The organism is Pseudomonas sp. TE3895, from assembly GCF_056278855.1.
This window is the reverse complement of sequence record NZ_JBWBQE010000001.1, coordinates 5665839-5684116: the sequence shown is the minus strand read 5'-3', so window position 1 is coordinate 5684116 and position 18278 is coordinate 5665839. Positions and strand designations below refer to the sequence as shown.

General features: G+C 62.7%; 17 protein-coding genes and 1 pseudogene. 7 read left to right on the top strand and 11 right to left on the bottom strand.

Features of this window, described 5'->3' with window-relative positions; genetic code table 11:
• The first annotated feature begins 51 nt into the window (after positions 1 to 51).
• The 5 genes from pcaQ to ACZ889_RS25670 all read left to right on the top strand — a co-directional run bounded on the left by pcaQ (position 52) and on the right by ACZ889_RS25670 (position 3567).
• Positions 52 to 984 carry a pca operon transcription factor PcaQ gene (gene pcaQ / locus ACZ889_RS25690; RefSeq protein WP_180689401.1) on the top strand — a complete coding sequence of 311 codons (933 nt, stop codon included), beginning with the start codon at positions 52 to 54 and terminating at the stop codon, positions 982 to 984.
• Between the two features lie 286 nt (positions 985 to 1270).
• The gene (locus ACZ889_RS25685; RefSeq protein ID WP_003252534.1) at positions 1271 to 2023 is read left to right on the top strand and encodes an FKBP-type peptidyl-prolyl cis-trans isomerase; all 753 of its coding nucleotides are present in this window, start codon (positions 1271 to 1273) and stop codon (positions 2021 to 2023) included.
• Between the two features lie 288 nt (positions 2024 to 2311).
• The gene (locus tag ACZ889_RS25680) at positions 2312 to 2749 is read left to right on the top strand and encodes a YkvA family protein (RefSeq protein WP_054888718.1); all 438 of its coding nucleotides are present in this window, start codon (positions 2312 to 2314) and stop codon (positions 2747 to 2749) included.
• A gap of 114 nt (positions 2750 to 2863) precedes the next feature.
• Positions 2864 to 3202 (top strand): helix-turn-helix domain-containing protein, encoded by a 339-nt coding sequence (locus ACZ889_RS25675; RefSeq protein WP_054888719.1) that lies wholly within the window; start codon positions 2864 to 2866, stop codon positions 3200 to 3202.
• Positions 3199 to 3567 (top strand): hypothetical protein, encoded by a 369-nt coding sequence (locus ACZ889_RS25670; protein WP_003252539.1) that lies wholly within the window; start codon positions 3199 to 3201, stop codon positions 3565 to 3567. The genes ACZ889_RS25675 and ACZ889_RS25670 overlap by 4 nt, the downstream gene beginning before the upstream one ends.
• A gap of 25 nt (positions 3568 to 3592) precedes the next feature.
• Here ACZ889_RS25670 and ACZ889_RS25665 read toward each other — a convergent pair whose 3' ends face one another.
• Together ACZ889_RS25665 and ACZ889_RS25660 are read right to left on the bottom strand one after the other, a co-directional pair.
• Positions 3593 to 4675 (bottom strand): EAL domain-containing protein, encoded by a 1083-nt coding sequence (locus ACZ889_RS25665; RefSeq protein WP_476257944.1) that lies wholly within the window; start codon positions 4673 to 4675, stop codon positions 3593 to 3595.
• Positions 4676 to 4792: 117 nt separating this feature from the next.
• On the bottom strand, positions 4793 to 6874 hold the full coding sequence (locus ACZ889_RS25660; RefSeq protein ID WP_179052380.1) for a carboxy terminal-processing peptidase: 2082 nt from the start codon (positions 6872 to 6874) through the stop codon (positions 4793 to 4795).
• Between the two features lie 139 nt (positions 6875 to 7013).
• Between ACZ889_RS25660 and ACZ889_RS25655 the strand changes: the two genes are divergently transcribed.
• Complete coding sequence (locus ACZ889_RS25655; protein WP_003252545.1) at positions 7014 to 7976, top strand: NAD(P)H-quinone oxidoreductase; 963 nt, start codon at positions 7014 to 7016, stop codon at positions 7974 to 7976.
• A gap of 118 nt (positions 7977 to 8094) precedes the next feature.
• On the opposite strand, the gene ACZ889_RS25650 is transcribed toward ACZ889_RS25655, so the two are convergent.
• The 6 genes and pseudogenes from ACZ889_RS25650 to ACZ889_RS25625 form a co-directional block, all read right to left on the bottom strand.
• Positions 8095 to 8748: an HAD family hydrolase gene (locus ACZ889_RS25650; protein WP_003252546.1), complete on the bottom strand. Its 654-nt coding sequence runs from the start codon at positions 8746 to 8748 to the stop codon at positions 8095 to 8097.
• Between the two features lie 14 nt (positions 8749 to 8762).
• Positions 8763 to 9752 (bottom strand): ABC transporter ATP-binding protein, encoded by a 990-nt coding sequence (locus ACZ889_RS25645; protein WP_010952771.1) that lies wholly within the window; start codon positions 9750 to 9752, stop codon positions 8763 to 8765.
• Between the two features lies 1 nt (position 9753).
• Positions 9754 to 10548, bottom strand: coding sequence for an ABC transporter permease (locus tag ACZ889_RS25640; RefSeq protein ID WP_003252553.1), 795 nt, complete (start codon positions 10546 to 10548; stop codon positions 9754 to 9756).
• Positions 10538 to 11367, bottom strand: a pseudogene (locus tag ACZ889_RS25635) (ABC transporter permease). The gene ACZ889_RS25640 and the pseudogene ACZ889_RS25635 overlap by 11 nt, the downstream one beginning before the upstream one ends.
• 8 nt (positions 11368 to 11375) lie before the next feature.
• The gene (locus ACZ889_RS25630) at positions 11376 to 12182 is read right to left on the bottom strand and encodes an alkaline phosphatase family protein (RefSeq protein WP_003252558.1); all 807 of its coding nucleotides are present in this window, start codon (positions 12180 to 12182) and stop codon (positions 11376 to 11378) included.
• 129 nt (positions 12183 to 12311) lie between these two features.
• Positions 12312 to 13376 carry an ABC transporter substrate-binding protein gene (locus tag ACZ889_RS25625; RefSeq protein ID WP_014592058.1) on the bottom strand — a complete coding sequence of 355 codons (1065 nt, stop codon included), beginning with the start codon at positions 13374 to 13376 and terminating at the stop codon, positions 12312 to 12314.
• 327 nt (positions 13377 to 13703) lie between these two features.
• Here ACZ889_RS25625 and ACZ889_RS25620 point away from each other — a divergent pair, with 327 nt between their 5' ends.
• Positions 13704 to 14417 carry a UTRA domain-containing protein gene (locus tag ACZ889_RS25620; RefSeq protein ID WP_003252562.1) on the top strand — a complete coding sequence of 238 codons (714 nt, stop codon included), beginning with the start codon at positions 13704 to 13706 and terminating at the stop codon, positions 14415 to 14417.
• A gap of 31 nt (positions 14418 to 14448) precedes the next feature.
• Here the strand turns inward: ACZ889_RS25620 and ACZ889_RS25615 are convergent, their stop codons facing one another.
• From ACZ889_RS25615 to ACZ889_RS25605, 3 genes are all read right to left on the bottom strand, one after another.
• Positions 14449 to 16596: a mechanosensitive ion channel family protein gene (locus ACZ889_RS25615; protein WP_476257943.1), complete on the bottom strand. Its 2148-nt coding sequence runs from the start codon at positions 16594 to 16596 to the stop codon at positions 14449 to 14451.
• Between the two features lie 44 nt (positions 16597 to 16640).
• On the bottom strand, positions 16641 to 16808 hold the full coding sequence (locus tag ACZ889_RS25610; protein WP_003252566.1) for a hypothetical protein: 168 nt from the start codon (positions 16806 to 16808) through the stop codon (positions 16641 to 16643).
• A gap of 137 nt (positions 16809 to 16945) precedes the next feature.
• A complete protein-coding gene (locus ACZ889_RS25605) occupies positions 16946 to 18235 on the bottom strand; it encodes a M18 family aminopeptidase (protein ID WP_004575813.1) in 1290 nt (429 codons plus the stop codon).
• Positions 18236 to 18278: the final 43 nt, after the last annotated feature.

The following is an 18278-nucleotide window of genomic DNA, read 5'->3' as shown; positions in this document are numbered from 1 at the left end:
GGGCGGCAGACCTGAATACGCCGCAGGTAGCGATGCGGTAAGCTTGCTGCCATGAACCTCGACACCCGCATCAAATACCGCCACCTGCTGTGCTTCCTGGAGATTGCCCGGCAGGGCAGCCTGGCCAGGGCGGCCGATATCCTGTCGATCAGCCAGCCGGCGATTTCCAAGACCCTCAAGGAGCTTGAGGACCTGCTCGAGGCGCGCCTGTTCGAGCGTAGCCGCCAAGGTGTCGAGCTGACCCCGGCCGGCACCCGCTTCATGCGTTACGCCGGGCCCAGTGTGCAGGCGCTGCGCGATGGCGTCAGCAGCCTGCGCGGTGAAGCGCGGGCGCCGTCGCAGGTGCGCATTGGCGTGCTGTCCACGGTCGAAGGCCTGCTCATGCCCGAGGTGCTGTGCCGCCTGCATCAGCGCCATGAAGCGCTGGTGATCAGCGTGGTCACCGGGATCAGCGCGCAGTTGCTTGGTCAACTTCACCTGGGGGAGCTGGAACTGGTGGTCGGGCGCATGACCGACAGTCCGCAAATCCAGGGGTTGTCGTTCGAGCACCTGTACAGCGAGTCGATGAGCCTGGTGGTGCGCCCGGGTCACCCGCTGCTGGCCAGCACGCCCGTGGAGCGGGGGCAGGTGGGGCGTTACCCGCTGGTGCTGCCACCGGCCGGCACCACCATCCGCCAGCATGCCGACAGCCTGTTCGTGCAATGCGGCATCCAGATGCCGGCCCAGCGCCTGGAAACCCTGTCGCTGGCCCTGAGCCGGCGCTACCTGCTGGGTAGCGATGGCCTGTGGGTGGCGCCGCGTGATGCCGTGCTGCTCGACCTGCGCCGTGGCGAACTGGTCGAGCTTGACCTGGGTGTGCGTGAGCCGGGAGGGTCGGTGGGGATTTGCCGCAATGCCGCTTTGCCGTTGAGTTTGCCGGGGCAGTGGGTGGGAGAGGTGCTGCGGGAGGTGGCGGGGGAGTATCGAGAGGGTCGGTATCCTTGAGGTTTTCGGGGGCTCCCTGACCTGTTTTAGCACCTGTGAAAAGCGCCGATCACCATGATGTTTCCGACCTCAGAACCCGCAGAAATAAAAAGCCACCAAAGCCCGGCAAACCCGGCACAGAGGGTCAATACTGGCCAATGGCTGTAAAGCTTCGATGAAGAAGCTTTTAATGACTGAACTTCCTTACGAAAACCCGCTCCTATGCCGGTAGCCATTGGTCATGGCCGCCTGATAAGCTCGCGGCTTTACCCTGATTGCCCTCATGGCGCATGAACAAGGAAATAGCATGAAACAGCATCGTTTGGCGGCTGCGGTTGCCCTGGTAGGCCTGGTACTGGCTGGCTGCGATCAACAAGCCAGCAGCCCCGAGCTGAAGACTCCGGCGCAGAAAGCCTCCTACGGTATCGGCCTGAACATGGGCAAGAGCCTGGCTCAGGAAGGCATGGAAGACCTTGATTCGAAAGCAGTCGCCCTCGGCATCGAAGACGCCGTTAGCAAGAAAGAACAACGCATCAAGGACGAAGAGCTGGTAGAGGCCTTCACCGCATTGCAGAAACGCGCCGAGGAGCGCCTGGCCAAGGCCAGCGAAGAAGCCGCCTCCGCCGGCAAGAAATTCCTCGAAGAAAACGCCAAGAAGCCAGGCGTGGTTACCACTGCCTCGGGCCTGCAGTACGAAGTGGTCAAGAAGGCCGACGGCCCGCAGCCCAAACCGACTGACGTGGTCACTGTCCACTACGAAGGCAAGCTGATCGATGGCAAGGTATTCGACAGCTCCGTCGAGCGTGGCAGCCCGATCGACCTGCCTGTCAGCGGTGTGATCCCAGGTTGGGTCGAAGGTTTGCAGCTGATGCACGTCGGCGAGAAGTACAAGTTGTTCATCCCGGCTGAACTGGCCTATGGCGCACAAAGCCCAAGCCCGCTGATCCCGGCCAACTCGGTACTGGTGTTCGACCTGGAACTGATCGCCATCAAGGACCCGGCCCAGTTGCAAGGCGCCGAGCCGCAGGCCGAAGCCCCTGAAGAAGCACCTGCCCAGTAACATTGGCTGGTTGTTGAAAACGCCCCACATTGATGGGGCGTTTTCGTTTGTGCCGATTGGACGAACCTGCAACAGCTGATACTGTCCGAGGAAATGCAGCGTGAAGAAGTAGGATGTTTCTGACGCAAATCGTTTGCGGCGCAGGTAGTCATGGCGTGAAACGACTGTGTAAAAAACGCCCGATCTGACCGGGCCCCTTGCCTGGCAGGCACCTGGGGTCGGAAACGTCGCCCTGTTCACAAGGTTATCCACAATAAATGTGGATAACCTTTTCCTCTCGGAGGCTCCATGAGCGCACCCTGGAATTTTGCCCGTTTCCTGCCATTGGCCGAGCGCCTGCTCAGCCGCGGTCGTTTGCCGGCCTTGTTGTTCGCGGTGGCGCGCAAAGGCCCGCGCCTCGGCCAACTGCGTGAAGATGTGAAGCTGCTGCAGTCGCTGTGCCTGGCATGGTGGAGGGGGGAGTACCGTGCCATCAGCCCCAAGGCACTGGTCACTGTCGTGGCTGGCCTGCTGTATTTCGTCAGCCCTATCGATGCCATCCCGGACTGGTTGCTGGGGGTGGGTTTCCTCGATGACATCGCGGTGCTGGGCTGGGTGCTGAAAACCGTGGCCGACGAGTTGGCGCGCTTCAAGGCCTGGCGCGATAGCCAGGCACCCGAACGGCTGCGCGTGGTCGAGCGCCTGCCGGCTACCCCGGAAGCGCTGCAGCTGGAGCGCAACAAGTAATGAAACCGGCCTGAATCTCACCTCAACTGCACAGACCTCGGAGTTGGTAATATAATTGGCATAAGGGTTATGCCTACGGATTACATGCTGTAATCCTTTTTAAAGGGGTTTGTAATGGGTATTCAGGTCATCAGCCGGGACGGTCAACCCGAGTACGCCGTCGTTCCCTGGGAGCAATACCAGGCGTTGCTCAGCGCTGCAGGGCAGGCACCAGCCGAGGCGGTTTCCAGTGAGGCGCAAGGCGTTGCTGCCAGTGCCCCTCTGCCAGCCTTCAGCGAAGTCGGCCAGATTCGCCAGGCCAAGGGCATTGCCCCGGAGCAACTGGCGCGCAATGTCGGGGTGAGCCCGGCGTATCTGGCCATGATCGAATCGGGTGAACGCCAGCCAGATGCTGCCATCCGCCGCGCCCTGGCCTGGCATCTGGGGGTGGCTGGCTGGAGCGAGCCATCATGAGCCAGGTCAGGATCAGCCGTCAGCACTGGGATAACCTGCTGGGCGAGCTTGACCTGGCCCGTCGTCAACGTCACTTGCTGACATACCGAGCGCTGATCGAGCGCTTGCAGCTACCCAGCCCGGCCATGCAGACGCTGACTGCCGCGCTGGAATACCTGGCGGTGTTGGATGCCCGTGCCGAGCAGCCATTGCGCAGTTCGCTGGTGATCAGCCAAGGCGCCAGCCGTTTGCCGCGTACTGGCTTCTTTGAGTGCGTCGAGCGCCTGGGGCGGTTTACCGGGCCGGTCGATGGCATGGAGGCTGCCTCGTGGCATGCTTCTGAGGTGGTTCGGGTGTTCGAGTACAGCTATCCCGAAACGGCCTGAAGCGTTACCCATTCCAGCCTGTTCGCTACAGGTGGTGACCCTGAGCGAAAGGGCCGGGCCTGCTGGCCAATTTCCATCCGCCGTTCAACGTTGCCGCCGCTACCGTATTCGCGGGTAAACCCGCTCCTACGCCTGATCGGTGGTTGGGCACAGGCCCCCGTAGGAGCGGGTTCACCCGCGAAGAGGCCGGCACAGGCAGCGCATCCCTGTGAATCAACCCGCACCCTCTGCCATCGGCATCCACCACTTCCAATGCCTCCAGGTGCTGGTATCGGCCAAACAGCTCCAGCAGCTGCCCGATCGTGGCATTCAAGTGCACTGTCGGTTGTTCAGCCAGTGGCACCTGCGTCAGTGCTGGTAAAAGCCCGCTGTCGCGTACCCCCATCTCCTGTGGCCGCCCTAGCAAATAACCCTGCACCAGGTCCACGCCCATCTCTACCAGCACCGCCAGCTCTTCCGCCAGCTCGATGCCCTCGGCAATCACCTGTGCCTTCGATGCCCGGGCAATCTGCAAGATAGAGCCTACAAACTCGCGCTTGAGCGGGTCACGGTGGATGCCGTCGATGAAGTGCCGGTCGATCTTCACGTATTCGGGGCGCAGCTCCGACCACAGGCGCAGGCTGGAATAGCCCGCGCCCAGGTCGTCGAGGGCAATCGAGAAGCCCATGTCGCGATAGTGGTGCAGGGCATTGGACAGCAGCTGGAAGTCGTCGGTGGGCGTGTGCTCGGTCAACTCGATCACCACCCGGTTGGGCGGCAGGCCAACCTGTTCGAGCAGTTTCAGGGTCAGGCCAGAGGGGTAGTGCGGCTCCAGCAGCGATTCGGGTGAGATGTTGAGAAACAGTTTGCCCTGCAGTTGCTGCTCGCTGAAGCGTCGGCAGGCGCTTTCTCGGCAAGCGGCTTCCAACTCGGTCAGGCGGCCGGCCTGGCGGGCGATGGTGAACAGGTTGAGCGGCGCATGCAGCGGGCTATTGGATGGGCCACGGCTCAGCGCCTCATGGCCGAACACCCTATGTTCACTCAGGCACATGATTGGCTGGAACAGACTGTGAATACTGCGCTGAGCCAGGATGGCACTCAAGGCACTGAGCTGTTCGGCAACGGTCATGATGGATTCCTGAAAAATGAGGGCCGGGCATCTGCATGCCCGGCCCTCATATTTCACGACAGCGCGATGACTGTTTGATGACAGGTCGCATTATTCTGCCATCATTGCTGAGGTGCCTTACTTCTTGGCCACCTTGGTGCTGGCACTGAGGTAGTCGATCAGGATGCGACCGGTTTCCGCGAGGTAAGCGTCGTCTTCCGGCTTGGTGTTTTCATCCTCGACCGGCAGTGCATCTTCGTCCTCTTTCTTCAGCTCTTTCAGCGGCTCTTCACCCTTGGCCTTGCGGCGGGTGTTTTCCAGCGCCAGTTGCTTGGCCTCGATGCTGTCGTGGCGTGCACGGCGTTCCTGCTCGTTGAGGCTGACGGTTTTTTCGTTCATCAGCTTCTGGGTGAGGGCCAGGCGGTCGCGGATGTAGGTGAACTCGGCATCCTTGTCGCTGCGCGCCTCATGCTGCGCCTTGAGCTGGGCCAGGAACGGCCTGAACGGATCGGCCGCAGGCTTGACCACAGGGCGGATGGTGTCCCACGGCATGGCCTCTGGCAGGGCGCTCTCGCCGATTTCCTTGGTGTCGATGATCGAGGGGTAGTCGATGTCCGGCAGCACCCCCTGATGCTGGGTACTCTGCCCGGAAACCCGGTAGAACTTGGCCAGGGTCAGCTTCAGCTCGCCATGGTTGAGCGGCTGGATGGTCTGCACGGTGCCTTTGCCGAAGGTCTGGCCACCGATGATCAGCGCGCGGTGGTAGTCCTGCATGGCACCGGCGAAGATTTCCGATGCCGAGGCCGACAGGCGGTTGACCAGCAGTGCCAGCGGGCCCTTGTAGAAGGCCCCCGGGTTTTCGTCTTCCAGCACGTCGACGCGGCCATCGCTGTTGCGCACCAGTACGGTCGGGCCTTTCTCGATGAACAGGCTGGTCAGCTCGGTGGCTTCCTGCAGCGAGCCGCCGCCGTTGTTGCGCAGGTCGATGACCACGCCGTCGACTTTCTCTTTCTGCAGTTCGGTGAGCAGCTTCTTCACGTCACGCGTGGTGCTTTTGTACTCGGGGTCGCCAGCGCGGTAGGCCTTGAAGTCCAGGTAGAAGGCCGGGATCTCGATGATGCCCAGCTTGTAGTCACGCCCGTCCTGCTTGAGCTTGAGCACCGACTTCTTCGCCGCCTGCTCTTCAAGCTTCACCGCTTCACGGGTGATCGACACAATTTTGCTGGTCTGGTCGCTAGGCGCATTGCTGGCCGGGATGATTTCCAGGCGCACCACCGAACCTTTCGGGCCGCGGATCAGCTTGACCACTTCGTCCAGGCGCCAGCCCACCACGTCGACCATTTCCTTGTTGCCCTGGGCCACGCCGATGATCTTGTCAGCCGGAGCCACCTGCTTGGTCTTGGCTGCCGGGCCTGCTGGCACCAGGCGCACGATCTTGACCTGGTCGTTGTCGCTTTGCAGCACTGCACCAATGCCTTCGAGCGACAGGCTCATGTTGATGTCGAAGTTTTCGGCGTTGTCCGGCGACAGGTAGTTGGTGTGTGGGTCGTAGGACTGGGCAAAGGTGTTGATGTAGGCCTGGAAGATGTCCTCGGCACGGGTCTGGTCCAGGCGCGCGAGCTGGTTCTTGTAGCGCTTGATCAGGGTTTCCTGGATCTGCTTGGGTTCCTTGCCGGCGATCTTCTGGCGCAGCACTTCGTCTTTGACGCGTTTGCGCCACAAGTCGTCGAGCTCGGCCTGGTTCTTCATCCACGGCGCGTCCTTGCGGTCGATCAGCAAGGTTTCCTTGGTGGTGAAGTCAATCTTGTCCACGCCCTTGTTCAGCTCGGCCAGGGCGAAGTCCAGGCGTTGCTTGACGCGGTCGAGGTAGCGTTTGTAGATGGTAAAACCTGGGTCCAGGTTGCCGCTCTTGAGGAAATCGTCGAATTGCGTTTTCCATTTATCGAATTCGGCAATGTCGGCAGCGGTGAAGTAGCTGCGCGCCGGGTCCAGCAGCTTGATGTAGCTGTCGTAGATAATGGCCGAACGGGCATCGTCCAGGGGTGGCTTGCTGTAGTGGTGGCGCTTGAGCAATTCCACCACGTTGAGGCTGGCGACGATCTCGTCGCGGTCGGGCTGCAGGCTGTCCCACTTGTTGGCGGCCGCCGCATTGCCGCCGAGCGTGAGGCTGCCCAGGCCGATCATCACAGCCAGTGCGGTGCTTGGAAGGAAATGCTTCATGCTGATTCGACGTGGAGGCAATTGATCACGCATAGTAGGCCGTCTTTTCCGTTGCCGGTTCCATGGAGCCGGGCAAATACTGCAAAAGGCCTGAGGTAAGCGACCTCAGGCCCAGTCATGATTCAACTATGGAGGCACTGTGAAGGCATTGCAAGGCGTTGACGGACATGTGGAGTGGGTCGAGGCCGAACGCCCGACCTGTGACGCGGGCCAAGTGCGCATTCGCGTGGCCGCTGCGGGGCTGAACCGCGCCGACCTGCTGCAGATGAAAGGGTTGTACCCGCCACCACCAGGTGCCAGCCCATACATGGGGCTGGAGTGTTCCGGGGTGGTTGAAGAGGTGGGGGCTGGTGCCGCCTGGCGCGTGGGTGACCGCGTTTGCGCCCTGCTGGCCAGCGGCGCCATGGCCGAGGAAGTGGTGGTCGATGCCCGTCACGTATTGCCGGTACCCGAAGGCCTTGGCCTGCATGAGGCGGCAGCGTTGCCGGAGGTGTATGCCACCGCCTGGCTGAACATCTTCCAGCTCGGTGCAGTGAAGGCTGGCGAGAAGGTGCTGGTGCACGCCGGCGCCAGTGGCGTTGGCTCGGCCGCCATCCAGCTGTGCAAGGCGTTCGGCAGCCCGGTATGGGTCAGCGTCGGTTCGCAGGACCGCCTGGCCTACTGCCAGGCGCTGGGCGCTGCGGGGGGTGTGGTACGTAACGAGAACCTGGACGCGCTGGAAGGTTTCGGCCCGTTCGATGTGATTCTCGACCCGGTAGGCGCTGGCTACGGTGAGCTGAACCTCAAGCTGCTGGCCCGTGACGGGCGCTGGGTAATAATCGGCCTGATGGGCGGACGCAAGTTCGAGCTGGACCTGGCCCAAGTGCTGGGCAAGCGTCTGGAAATTACCGGTTCCACCCTGCGCAACCGTGATGACGGCTTCAAGGCCGAGCTGCTGCGCGAACTGCAGCAGCAAGTATGGCCGCTGTTCGCCGAGGGGCGGTTGTCGCCGCAGCTGGTCGACACCTATCCGGTGGAGTTTGCCCAGGCGGCGTATGCCGAGCTGGAGACCAACCAGGTGTCGGGCAAGCTGGTGATGGTGATCGACCCTAGCCTGGTGTAGCAGGCCAGGCCCCTTCGCGGGTAAACCCGCTCCTACATCGGGATCGCCACAATTTGAACACTGTGCGATGTAGGAGCGGGTTTACCCGCGAAGGGGCCGGCACAGCCCATAAAAACCTTCAGCTCCAGCTCAGAATCGGCCACCCATTGATCTCGGCATGCTCGCGCAACACCGCATCCGGGTTCACCACATGCGGGTGATCCACTCTCAACAACAACGGCAAGTCATTCCTCGAATCGGAATAGAAACTCGCGCCCTCCAGGTTCTCCTGCTCCTGATCCAGCCATTCCAGCAACCGCGTGATCTTGCCCTCACGATAGGTCAGCACCCCGTGGGTCTTGCCGGTGTACACCCCGTTTACTGCCTCCAGCTCGATGGCCAGGTATTCATCCACGCCCAGTCTCGCGGCAATCGGCCCGACCAGGTGCGTACCCGAAGCGGAAATGATCAGGATGCGATCCCCGCGCTTGCGGTGCTCGGCAATGCAGCGGCAGGCGTCACCGTAAATGATCGGTTCGATCACTTCCTCGACCCACGGTGCCACCAGGTGCTCGACTTCTTCCAGGGTACGCCCGGCAATCGGCTCCAGGCTGAAGGCCATGTAGTCCTCCATCTGCAGGTGGCCCCTGCCATAGGCTTCCATCAGTTCATGGTCGCGGCGCAGGAAATCCTTGCCGTCGACCCAGCCCAGCCGGGCCATCTGCTCGCTCCACAGTGATGCGCAGTCGCCGTGGATCAGGGTTTCATCCAGATCGAAAATTGCCAGTGCCATTGTGTTGAGTCTCCTTAAGCCACTTCCCGCAGCGCAGTGGGGTCGATCGACACGCTTACCCGTTTTCCGTCTGCATGCAAGTCGGCCGGCGAGCGGTTGAGCACATCGACCACCAGCTCCACTTCGCGCACCCGCACCCGGTAGCGGATCACGTTGCCCAGCAGGCTGTGGCTGCGCACCTCGGCGTCCAGCTCGCCATGCTCGCCAAGGGTGATCGACTCCGGGCGGATCGCCAGGCGGCTGGCCACCGGGCGCTGCAGCAGGCGGCTGGCGCTGTCGGCGTCGAGCAGGTTGTAATTGCCGATGAAACCGGCGGCAAACAGGTCCACGGGGGCGGTGTAGAGGGTTTCGGCATCGCCGCTCTGGACGATGCGCCCCTGGTTCATCAGGAAGATGCGGTCGGACATGGTCAGCGCTTCCTCCTGATCGTGAGTGACGAAGATGGTGGTCAGCCCCAGTTCGCGCTGGATGGCGCGAATCTGCTCGCGCAGGTGCTTGCGGATACGCGCATCCAGCGCCGACAACGGTTCGTCGAGCAGCAGCAGGCGCGGGCGGGTGACCAGTGAGCGTGCCAGGGCCACGCGCTGGCACTGGCCACCGGAAAGCTGGTGCGGGTAGCGCCCGGCGAACTTGCCCAGCTCAACCAGCTCCAGCACCTCGCGTACCCGCAGCTGGCTTTCATCGGCCTTGACCTTCTGCATGCGCAGGCCGAAGGCGACATTCTGCTCCACGGTCATGTTAGGGAACAGCGCGTAGCTCTGGAACACCATGCCGATGCCACGCTTTTGCGGGCTTAGCGGCACGATGTCGTGGCCGTCGAGCAGTATCTGCCCGCTGTCCACCGAGGTCAGCCCGGCAATGCAGCGCAGCAGGGTGGACTTGCCGCAGCCGGACGGGCCGAGCAGGGTGACGAATTCGCCGCGTTCGATGTGGCAGTCGATGCGCTCGAACACCGGGCTGCCGGCGTAGCTTTTCTGCAGTTTCTGTACGCTGACGAAGCTCATGTCAGGTCTTGTCCTTGTTCAGGCGGTTGGCGACCCAGGTCAGTACCAGCACGAAGGCGAAGTAGGAGATGACCAGCGCGCTGTTGAAGTGGCCGCTGCTGTTGCGCATGTTGTTCAGGTACACCTGCAGGGTCTCGTAGCGGGTGCCGACCAGCAGATTGGCAAACACGAATTCGCCGAACAGGAACGAGAACGACAGCAGCACTGCCACCATCAGGCCCTGGCGCAGGTTCGGCAGCACCACCAGCAGTGCGGCCTGCCAGGTGCTGGCGCCGAGCAACTGCGCGGCGTCCATCAGGTCGCGCAGGTTGATGGCCTGCAGGTTGTTGGTGATGGCCCGGTACATGAACGGCAGGGCGATGGTGAAGTAGCAGCCGATCAGGATCCACGGTGTGCCGACCATGGCCATCGGCCCGCTGCCATACAGCTGCAGCAGCCCCACCGACGACACCACCGGCGGGACCGCGAAAGGCAGCAGAATGAGGATGTTCATCAGCGCGTCGAGCCGCGGGAAGTGGTAATGCACCACGAACAGCAGTGGCAAGATCAGCACCACCGACAGCAGCAGCGCGCCTACGCACACCAGCAGCGACTGGCCGAAGGCCGCGAGGAAGCGCGGCTCGCTCCACAGCGCCGCATACCACTTCAGGGTCAGGCCACTGGGCAGCAGGCTCGCCGACCAGCTGGTGGCCAGCGAGTAGAGGAGGGTGCCGGCCAGGGGCAGCAGCAGGATCAGGAACAGCAGGTAGACCACGAGGCGGTGGTACCAGCCGCCGGAACGGATGTCAGCGCGCATGGTAGCTCCTTTTCAGCAGCCATTGATGCACCACCGTGACCAGCGTCATCAGCCCCACCAGCACCATCGCCAGGGCGCTGGCCAGGTTCGGATCAAGGCTGATGTCGCCCGCCACCAGGCCAGCGATGCGGATCGGCAGTACGTTGAAGTTGCCGGTGGTCAGTGCGTACACGGTGGCGTAAGCGCCGAGGGCGTTGGCCAGCAGGATGACGAAGGTGCCCAGCAGTGCCGGGGCCAGCACCGGCAGGCCGATGTGTCGCCAGTACTGCCAGTGGTTGGCGCCCAGCAGCGCGGCTGACTCGCGCCAGTCTTCGCGCAGGGCGTCGAAGGCGGGGTACAGCAGCAATACGCCCAGCGGGATCTGGAAGTAGGTGTACACCAGGATCAACCCGCTTTTGGAATAGATACTGAAGTCTTCCAGCAGGCCGACCTGCTTCAGCAGCAGCGTCAGCGCGCCGTTGAAGCCAAGCAGGATGATGAAGGCAAAGGCCAGCGGTACGCCGGCAAAGTTGCTGGTCATGTTGGCGAAGGCGCTGACGAAGTCGCGCAGCTTCGAGTCCACTTGGCGCAGCGAGTAGGCGCCGAGAGGGTAGCGATGACGATGCCGAACACACTCGACCAGAAGCTGATTTCAAGGCTGCGTTGCAACGCCTGCAGGTAGAACTTGGAGGCGAACACCTTGCTGAAGTTGTCGATGCCCCAGCCGGCCTCCGATTGCAGGCTGTTGATCGCCACCCAGGCCAGCGGGGCGACCTGGAAAATGACGAAGAACACGGCGAACGGCAGCAGGCAGAACAGGGCCAGGTAGCGGCCACGCATGCCGCCATTCACTTCAGCAACTCCCGGCAAACCGTCTTGTCGTGCGCGGCGCCCAGCAGCTCGCAGATGGTGCCGCACAGTTCGGTTTGCAGCGGTTTGGCGGCCGGGTCCAGGCTGAAGGCGTCGCCGAAGACGAACAGCGGCACTTCACGTTCTTCAGCCAGCAGGCCGTTGTGCGAGCGGTCGTTGTTCATGCCGTGGTCGGCGGTGACCAATACCTGATAGCCCTCTTCGAGCCAGCCAGGCAGGTAGTCGGCCAGCAGGATGTCGACGCTGCGTGCAGCGTTGCGATACTGGCTGCTGTCCAGGCCGTGGCGGTGACCCACGTCGTCAACGCTCATCGGGTGCACCAGCAGGAAGTTGGGGGCGTGGCGGCGGCGCAGGTACTCGCCATCGGCCAGAAGGTGCGAATCGGGGTAACGGTCGTCCCAGTAGAACAGCCCGTGCTGGATCGGCAGCTTCGGCGCGTGGGTATGGCGGTCGCGCTGCGGATCGAAGGGCGAGCGGTTGTACAGCTCGCTCATCCAGTGATAGGCCGCCGCCGCGGTGCCCAGGTTGGCCTCGCGGGCGTAGTGAAACACGCTGCGTTGGTTGGACAGGCGGTTGATGTTGTTGTGCACGATGCCGCTGTCGATCGGCGGCACGCCGGTGAGGATGCATTCGTACAGCGGCCGCGACAGCGAGGGCAGCTCGCATTCCACGCGGTACAGCGCGGCGCGGTCGGCCTCGACGTAGGCGTGCAGGTGGCCCATCGCATGGTGAGCGACCTGATAGTTGAGGCCGTCGAGCAGGACCAGGATGACGTTGTGTTGCATGTTTTCTCCAGTCATGAACCGCGTTGGCATCTTCGCGGGTAAACCCGCTCCTACATGTATCGCGTATCCCTGTGTAGGAGCGGGTTTACCCGCGAAAGGGCCGGATCAGGCACTACAAAGCCCAGCCTCTTACTCCATCTCGATGATCACCTGCTCCTGCCACATCTGCGGCAGTTTCTTCGAGGTGGCTTCCCAGGCTTCGGCATTCTTGATCGGCTGGGCGGCACCGTACTGGTCGTTGGGCAGCAGCTTGGCCTGCACATCCGCCGGCAGCTTCAGGTGCTCGGCCCGGATCGGCCGCGCATGGCCCTTGGCCAGGTTGATCTGCCCGGCGTCGCTGAAGATGTATTCACGGGTCAGCTTGGCCGCGTTGGGGTGCTTGGCGTACTTGTTGATGACCGTGGTATAGCCGGAAATCACCGAGCCGTCCGAGGGAATCAGCACTTCAAAACGTTTTGGGTCGATCTGTTCACGGTAGCTCAGGCCGTTGAAATCCCACACCACGCCAACTTCCACCTCGCCCTTCTCCAGTGTCTGGATGGTCGGGTTGGCCAGCGACAGGCGCTTCTGCTGCGCCAGCTTGGTGAACAGCTGCAGGCCCGGCGCCACGTTGGTTTCGTCACCCTTGTAGGCGATGGCCGCAGCCAGCACACCGTTGGCGGCCTGGGCGGCGGTGCCGACGTCACCGATGGCGACCTTGTATTTGCCTTTTTCCAGGTCATGCCAGGTTTTCGGCCGTTCCTCTTCCTTGACCAGGTCCTTGTTGATGATGAAAGCGATGGTGCCGGTATAGGCCAGCGCCCAGTGGCCGTCCTTGTCCTTGGCCCATTCCGGCACCTGGTCCCAGGTGCTTGGCTTGTAAGGCTGGCTGACGCCCTTGGTCACCGCGATCGGGCCGAAGGCGGCACCCACGTCACCGATGTCGGCGCTGGCGTTGTCCTTCTCGGCTTCGAACTTGGCCAGTTCCTGGGCCGAGCTCATGTCGGTGTCGCTGTGCTTGAGGCCGTACTTGCTGGCCAGGTCTTCCCAGGTGCCTTTCCAGTTGGCCCAGGCGTCGGGCATGCCCACGCTGTTGACAGTGCCTTCCTTGCGGGCGGCGTCTTCCAGGGCCTTGAGGTCAGTGCCGGCGGCCATGGCCGTGGTGCACAACGCGATGGCCGAACCAAGCAGTGACGCCATGAAGAACTTTTTCATCCGAAGCTCCTTTGGGTGGGTGCCTTTGCGATCGTTGTTCTGGGTAAAGCCGTTGCAAGCCTTTGACTGGCACCTTTGGTCTAGGTCAGCAAACCTTGAGCCAAGGTAGGCCGCTTGCGTGACAGTTTGATGTAGGGAGGGGGCCGGCAAGGGCCCTGAAGCTACAGCGTAGACCAGGTAATCGCCCCGGTTCTGCTGGCTTGGCGCGTTTCTGGCAGTGCCTGGCCCAAGCTTTGTCACAGGATGTTCATCAGCCCTGCATAGGCTTGCACTATTCTCAACCTGCCCTGTGATGGGGCTGGACTAGTCCAGATAGGTAACCTTTCGATGCAGTCGACGCCCCCGCGTGCGGTAACAGCCATCTGCCATGCCCTGCAGGAGCAGATCGAGCATGGCCTGCTGGCGCCGGGCGGCAAGCTGCCGGCCGAGCGGCGGCTCAGCGAGGTGTTCGACACCACGCGCATTACCCTGCGTGAGGCGTTGGTGCAGCTGGAGGCCCAAGGCTTGATCTACCGCGAAGAGCGCCGAGGCTGGTTCGTTGCGCCGCAGCGCTTGACCTACGACCTCATCGAGCGCAGCCATTTCCATGCCATGGTGCGCGATCAGGGGCGGGTGGCCAGTACCGAACTGCTGTCGGCGAGGCTGCAGCCGGCTTCGGCGGCCATCTGTGCACGCTTGCAGCTGCCGGCGTTGTCCAGTGTGGTGCGCGTCTGCCGGTTACGGCGGATTGACGGGCGGGCGGTGCTGTATGCCGAGCATTACCTCAACCCCCGGTACTTTCCAGGCATTCTCGAACACGACCTGGCGCAGTCACTGACCGAGATTTATGGGCGGGTGTATGGCATCGAGTACGGGCAGGTGTGCTTCGAGATCCTGCCGACAGCGTTGCCGGTGGAGGCGGCAAGCGCTTTGAAAGTGTCGGCGGGCAGCCCGGGGTTGCACATTACCCGGGTCAACAGCGACCAGCATGGGCACTTGATCGACTGTGACCTCGAGTATTGGCGGCATGATGCGATCCGCATTCGGGCCCAGGCGGGATGAGGTGTTGCCTTCTTCGCGGGTAAACCCGCTCCTACGAGCGGGCCTCTGTCATCCCACCCCCACCGGCTGTCACCACCTGCACCGACAACCGCGGCGTCGCCAGGTCCAGCCCGGCTTCATCCAGCTGCCGCTTCAAGGCCAGGTTGAACGCCCGCGACACCTCCCACTGCTTGATCGGCGCGGTCTTGAACCGCGCCCGCAAGATCGCCGACCCTGACTCGAAGCTCTCCACCCCCTGTAGCTCCAGCGGCGACCAGATATTGCGGCGCATCAGCGGGTCATTGCGCAGCTTCTGCCCCACTTCGCGAACCAGCGTGATCGCCTGGTCGATGTTCATGCTGTGCGGGATTGCCACGCGGAAGATCGCGTAGCCGAACTCCCGCGAGTAGTTCTTGATGCTCTTGATTTCGCTGAACGGGATGGTATGCACAATACCGTCGATGTCGCGCAGGCGCACGGTACGAATGGTCAACCCTTCCACCGTGCCCAGGTGGCCGCCGACATCCACGTAGTCGTCGATGGCCAGCGAATCTTCGATGATGATGAACAGGCCGGTGATCAGGTCGGCCACCAGCGACTGCGCGCCAAAACCGATGGCCAGGCCGATCACACCGGCACCGGCCAGCAGCGGGGTGACGTTCATGCCCATGTTGGCCAGGGCGACGATGACCGCAATGATGAAGATGACCACGAACATCACGTTGCGAATCAACGGCATCATGGTTTGCGCACGGGCGTTGGCCAGCCCCCGGCGCGAGCGCACCAGGGCATGGTGTACGGCGGTGTCTGCAAGGATCCACACCAGCCAGGCCACGATCAGCGTGCCGGCCAGGCCCAGCAGGCGCAGGCTGATGTCACGGCCGTCGCCCTCGGCGAAGCTGATCATCGACACGCCCCACACACGCAGGCCCAACTCGATGAACACCAGCCAGATGAACAGGTGCACCAGCAGGTAGCCGAAGTTGCGCAGGCGCTCGGTGTACACCGCCTGGCGCTTGCTGGCCCGCTTGGGGTTGGCGGCATGGCGGCGCACCAGGCCGTTGAGCACCATGCACACCACCACCAGCACGGTGCACATCAGCGACTGGCGCAGGGCGGTGCTGGTGTCGCCGGCGGAGACGAAGGTGGCGAACAGCGAAATAGCCACCAGGATCAGCGCCGGAATGAACCAGAAGCTGCCGAGGATCTCGATGGTATCGCTGAGGGTACGTCGGGTCAGGCGCCGCGACAGTGGCTGGTTGCGGATCAGGTGGGCGATCGGCCGGCGGAAGCGCAGGATGAACAGCCCGGTACACAGTGCCGCAATCACATTGGCCAAGGTAGCCAGGGTGTGGGCCAGGTGGGTACCGAGGGCAACCAGCATGCGCGGATCGCTCATCGCCTCGCCAAACGCGGCGAAGCTGCCAATCAGCCACAACGGGCGAAATGCTTGGCGCCGCAGGATGTGCAGGGCGCGGTGGCGGTGTGGGCCGTCCAGCAAGGAAAAGGCGATGACGCAAATGGCCGAAAAGCACGTACCGACCACCAGTGCGTAGGCCAGCACCATGGCCAGGGATTTGCCCAGTGATGGCGGCAGCACGAAACTCAGGTACACCGTGAACACCAGCGCTACCAGCCAGGGGCCGAGCTTGCGCAAGGCAAAGCGCACCAGGTCCCAGGTCCGCGGGTGCTGTGGCAGTTCCTCGCTCAGGCCAAAGCGCAGGCGGACCCGATGGCCGACCCAGTTGAAGGCGTAGGCCAGCACACTCCACACGGCAATCACTGCAGCAAAACCAAACAGGATTGGCGGCCACTGGTGCACGGGCACCACCAGTTCCGCCAGTTCGGCCTGGGCCTGTTCGATTTCCGCGGCCCAGCGGTGGAATGGGCTGGCATCGCCGCTGAACTGTTTTTCAAAGTCATGCAGGGCACCGCCGATCAGGCCGAGTACGCCCTGTTCAACGCTGGGTTGCGATTGCCGGGTGGCGTCGCGCAGTTTTTTCAGGTCGGCCAGCAGCTTGGCCCGTTGCTGGTCGTTTTCGAGGTTCTTGATCACCTCGTCCAGCGACTTGCCCAGCGGCTCGGTGGCCTCTGGTTGCGCGGGCGCACTGCCGCCCAGCAGGCCAGGCAAGCCCGCCGCTTGTACCGGGGCAATGAAAAGCAACAGCAACAGGAACAGGTAACGCAGGAGGGCAGGCACTGGCAAATCTACCTCAGGTCAAACGATTGACCGAGTGTAGAGGTTTATGTCGGCAGTTTCTCGAGGATCTTCCAGCAGGTGAGGCCGAAAATACCCAAGGTGCCGACCCACATCATCAGTACACCGATGTTGCGTTCGCGCATGCTGAAGCCGATGGTCAGCAGCATCAGGAACAGGAACACCGGGACGAACAGTGACAGGAACGGGGACATGGACAGCAATCCTTTTGCAGTGGGGCCATGTAACAAGCATAGCGCTTGGCAAGCGAGGCGTGATTGACCTTGAGCATGTGTAAGCAGGCTCGGCCTATTCGCGTCGAACCGCCGCGAATAGGCCGGGCCTGCTTACATCAAGGCAGTTCGCGGCTACGGTAGAACGCGGTCAGTACCTTCACCAGGTGCGCCAGGTCATGGCTGCCACACAGCTCGCGAATGGAGTGCATGGCAAAGGTCGGCAAACCGATATCCACCGTGCGCACACCCAGGTGGCTGGCGGTGATCGGCCCGATGGTCGAGCCACAGCCCATGTCGCTGCGCACCACAAAGCTCTGCACCGGTACTTCCTCGGCCATGCACAAGTGGCGGAAGAACCCGGCAGTCTCGCTGTTGGTGGCGTAACGCTGGTTGTTGTTCACTTTGATCACGGGCCCGGCGTTGAGCTTCGGCCCGTGGTTGCCGTCATGCTTGTCGGCGTAGTTGGGGTGCACGCCGTGGGCGTTGTCGGCCGACACCATCAGCGAGCGCTGGACGGTGCGCACGTAGGTGTCGCCATCGGGCAGCAGGCGCTGCAGGGTCTGCTCCAGCATCGGGCCATCGGCACCGCAGGCCGAGCAACTGCCGACTTCTTCGTGGTCGTTGCACACCAGCACACAGGTTTCGTCGCTGTCGGCGGCCAGCAGGGCCTGCAAACCGGCGTAGCACGACAGCAGGTTGTCCAGGCGGGCGCCAGCGATGAAGTCGCCATTCAGACCGATCAGCGCGGCGTCTTGCGTGTCATAGAAGCTCAGCTCGTAGTCCAGCACCACGTCGGCGATCAGCTCGTGCTCGCGGGCCAGTTGCTCGGTGAGCAGGGCGCGGAAGTCGATGCGTTCGTCACCGGCCACTTGGGCGAGGATGGGGGGCAGTTCGTTCTGCGGGTTGATCGCCCAGCCTTCGTTGGCGGTGCGGTTCAGGTGGATCGCCAGGTTGGGGATGATCGCGATTGGCAGCTTGAAGTCGATCAGCTGGCTTTCGACCTTGCCGTCACGGCGGTAGGTGACGCGGCCAGCCAGCGACAGGTCGCGGTCGAACCAGGGTGCCAGCAACGCGCCGCCATACACTTCCACACCCAGTTGCAGGAAGCCCTGACGCTGCAGCTCGGGCTGAGGCTTGACCCGCAAGCACGGGCTGTCAGTGTGGGCGCCGACCATGCGGATGCCATTGAGCAGCGGCGACTGCTTGCCCAGTTTGATGGCGATGATTGAAGAATCGTTGCGGGTGACGTAGTAGCGGCCGCCAGTCTCGGGGTCCCAACTGTCGCGCTCGTCCAGGCGCTTGTAGCCGGCCGCCTCAAGGCGCTGGACCAGGCTGGCGGTGGCATGGAAGGGCGTGGGGGAGGCCTTGAGAAATTCGATGAGGCCGGTATTCAGTGCGTCGCGCATAGCTCACTCCAGACAGCAGTGGCGCGAGTTTAACGCAGAATGT

Bases quoted from the DNA above. Each gene is read 5' to 3' on its own strand.
- ACZ889_RS25610 (WP_003252566.1), bottom strand. From the start codon at position 16,808: ATGTCCCCGTTCCTGTCACTGTTCGTCCCGGTGTTCCTGTTCCTGATG.
- ACZ889_RS25680 (WP_054888718.1), top strand. From the start codon at position 2,312: ATGAGCGCACCCTGGAATTTTGCCCGTTTCCTGCCATTGGCCGAGCGC.
- ACZ889_RS25625 (WP_014592058.1), bottom strand. From the start codon at position 13,376: ATGAAAAAGTTCTTCATGGCGTCACTGCTTGGTTCGGCCATCGCGTTG.
- ACZ889_RS25645 (WP_010952771.1), bottom strand. From the start codon at position 9,752: ATGAGCTTCGTCAGCGTACAGAAACTGCAGAAAAGCTACGCCGGCAGC.
- ACZ889_RS25675 (WP_054888719.1), top strand. From the start codon at position 2,864: ATGGGTATTCAGGTCATCAGCCGGGACGGTCAACCCGAGTACGCCGTC.
- ACZ889_RS25685 (WP_003252534.1), top strand. From the start codon at position 1,271: ATGAAACAGCATCGTTTGGCGGCTGCGGTTGCCCTGGTAGGCCTGGTA.
- ACZ889_RS25640 (WP_003252553.1), bottom strand. From the start codon at position 10,548: ATGCGCGCTGACATCCGTTCCGGCGGCTGGTACCACCGCCTCGTGGTC.
- ACZ889_RS25665 (WP_476257944.1), bottom strand. From the start codon at position 4,675: ATGACCGTTGCCGAACAGCTCAGTGCCTTGAGTGCCATCCTGGCTCAG.
- ACZ889_RS25650 (WP_003252546.1), bottom strand. From the start codon at position 8,748: ATGGCACTGGCAATTTTCGATCTGGATGAAACCCTGATCCACGGCGAC.
- ACZ889_RS25660 (WP_179052380.1), bottom strand. From the start codon at position 6,874: ATGAAGCATTTCCTTCCAAGCACCGCACTGGCTGTGATGATCGGCCTG.
- pcaQ (WP_180689401.1), top strand. From the start codon at position 52: ATGAACCTCGACACCCGCATCAAATACCGCCACCTGCTGTGCTTCCTG.
- ACZ889_RS25605 (WP_004575813.1), bottom strand. From the start codon at position 18,235: ATGCGCGACGCACTGAATACCGGCCTCATCGAATTTCTCAAGGCCTCC.
- ACZ889_RS25620 (WP_003252562.1), top strand. From the start codon at position 13,704: ATGCAGTCGACGCCCCCGCGTGCGGTAACAGCCATCTGCCATGCCCTG.
- ACZ889_RS25630 (WP_003252558.1), bottom strand. From the start codon at position 12,182: ATGCAACACAACGTCATCCTGGTCCTGCTCGACGGCCTCAACTATCAG.
- ACZ889_RS25670 (WP_003252539.1), top strand. From the start codon at position 3,199: ATGAGCCAGGTCAGGATCAGCCGTCAGCACTGGGATAACCTGCTGGGC.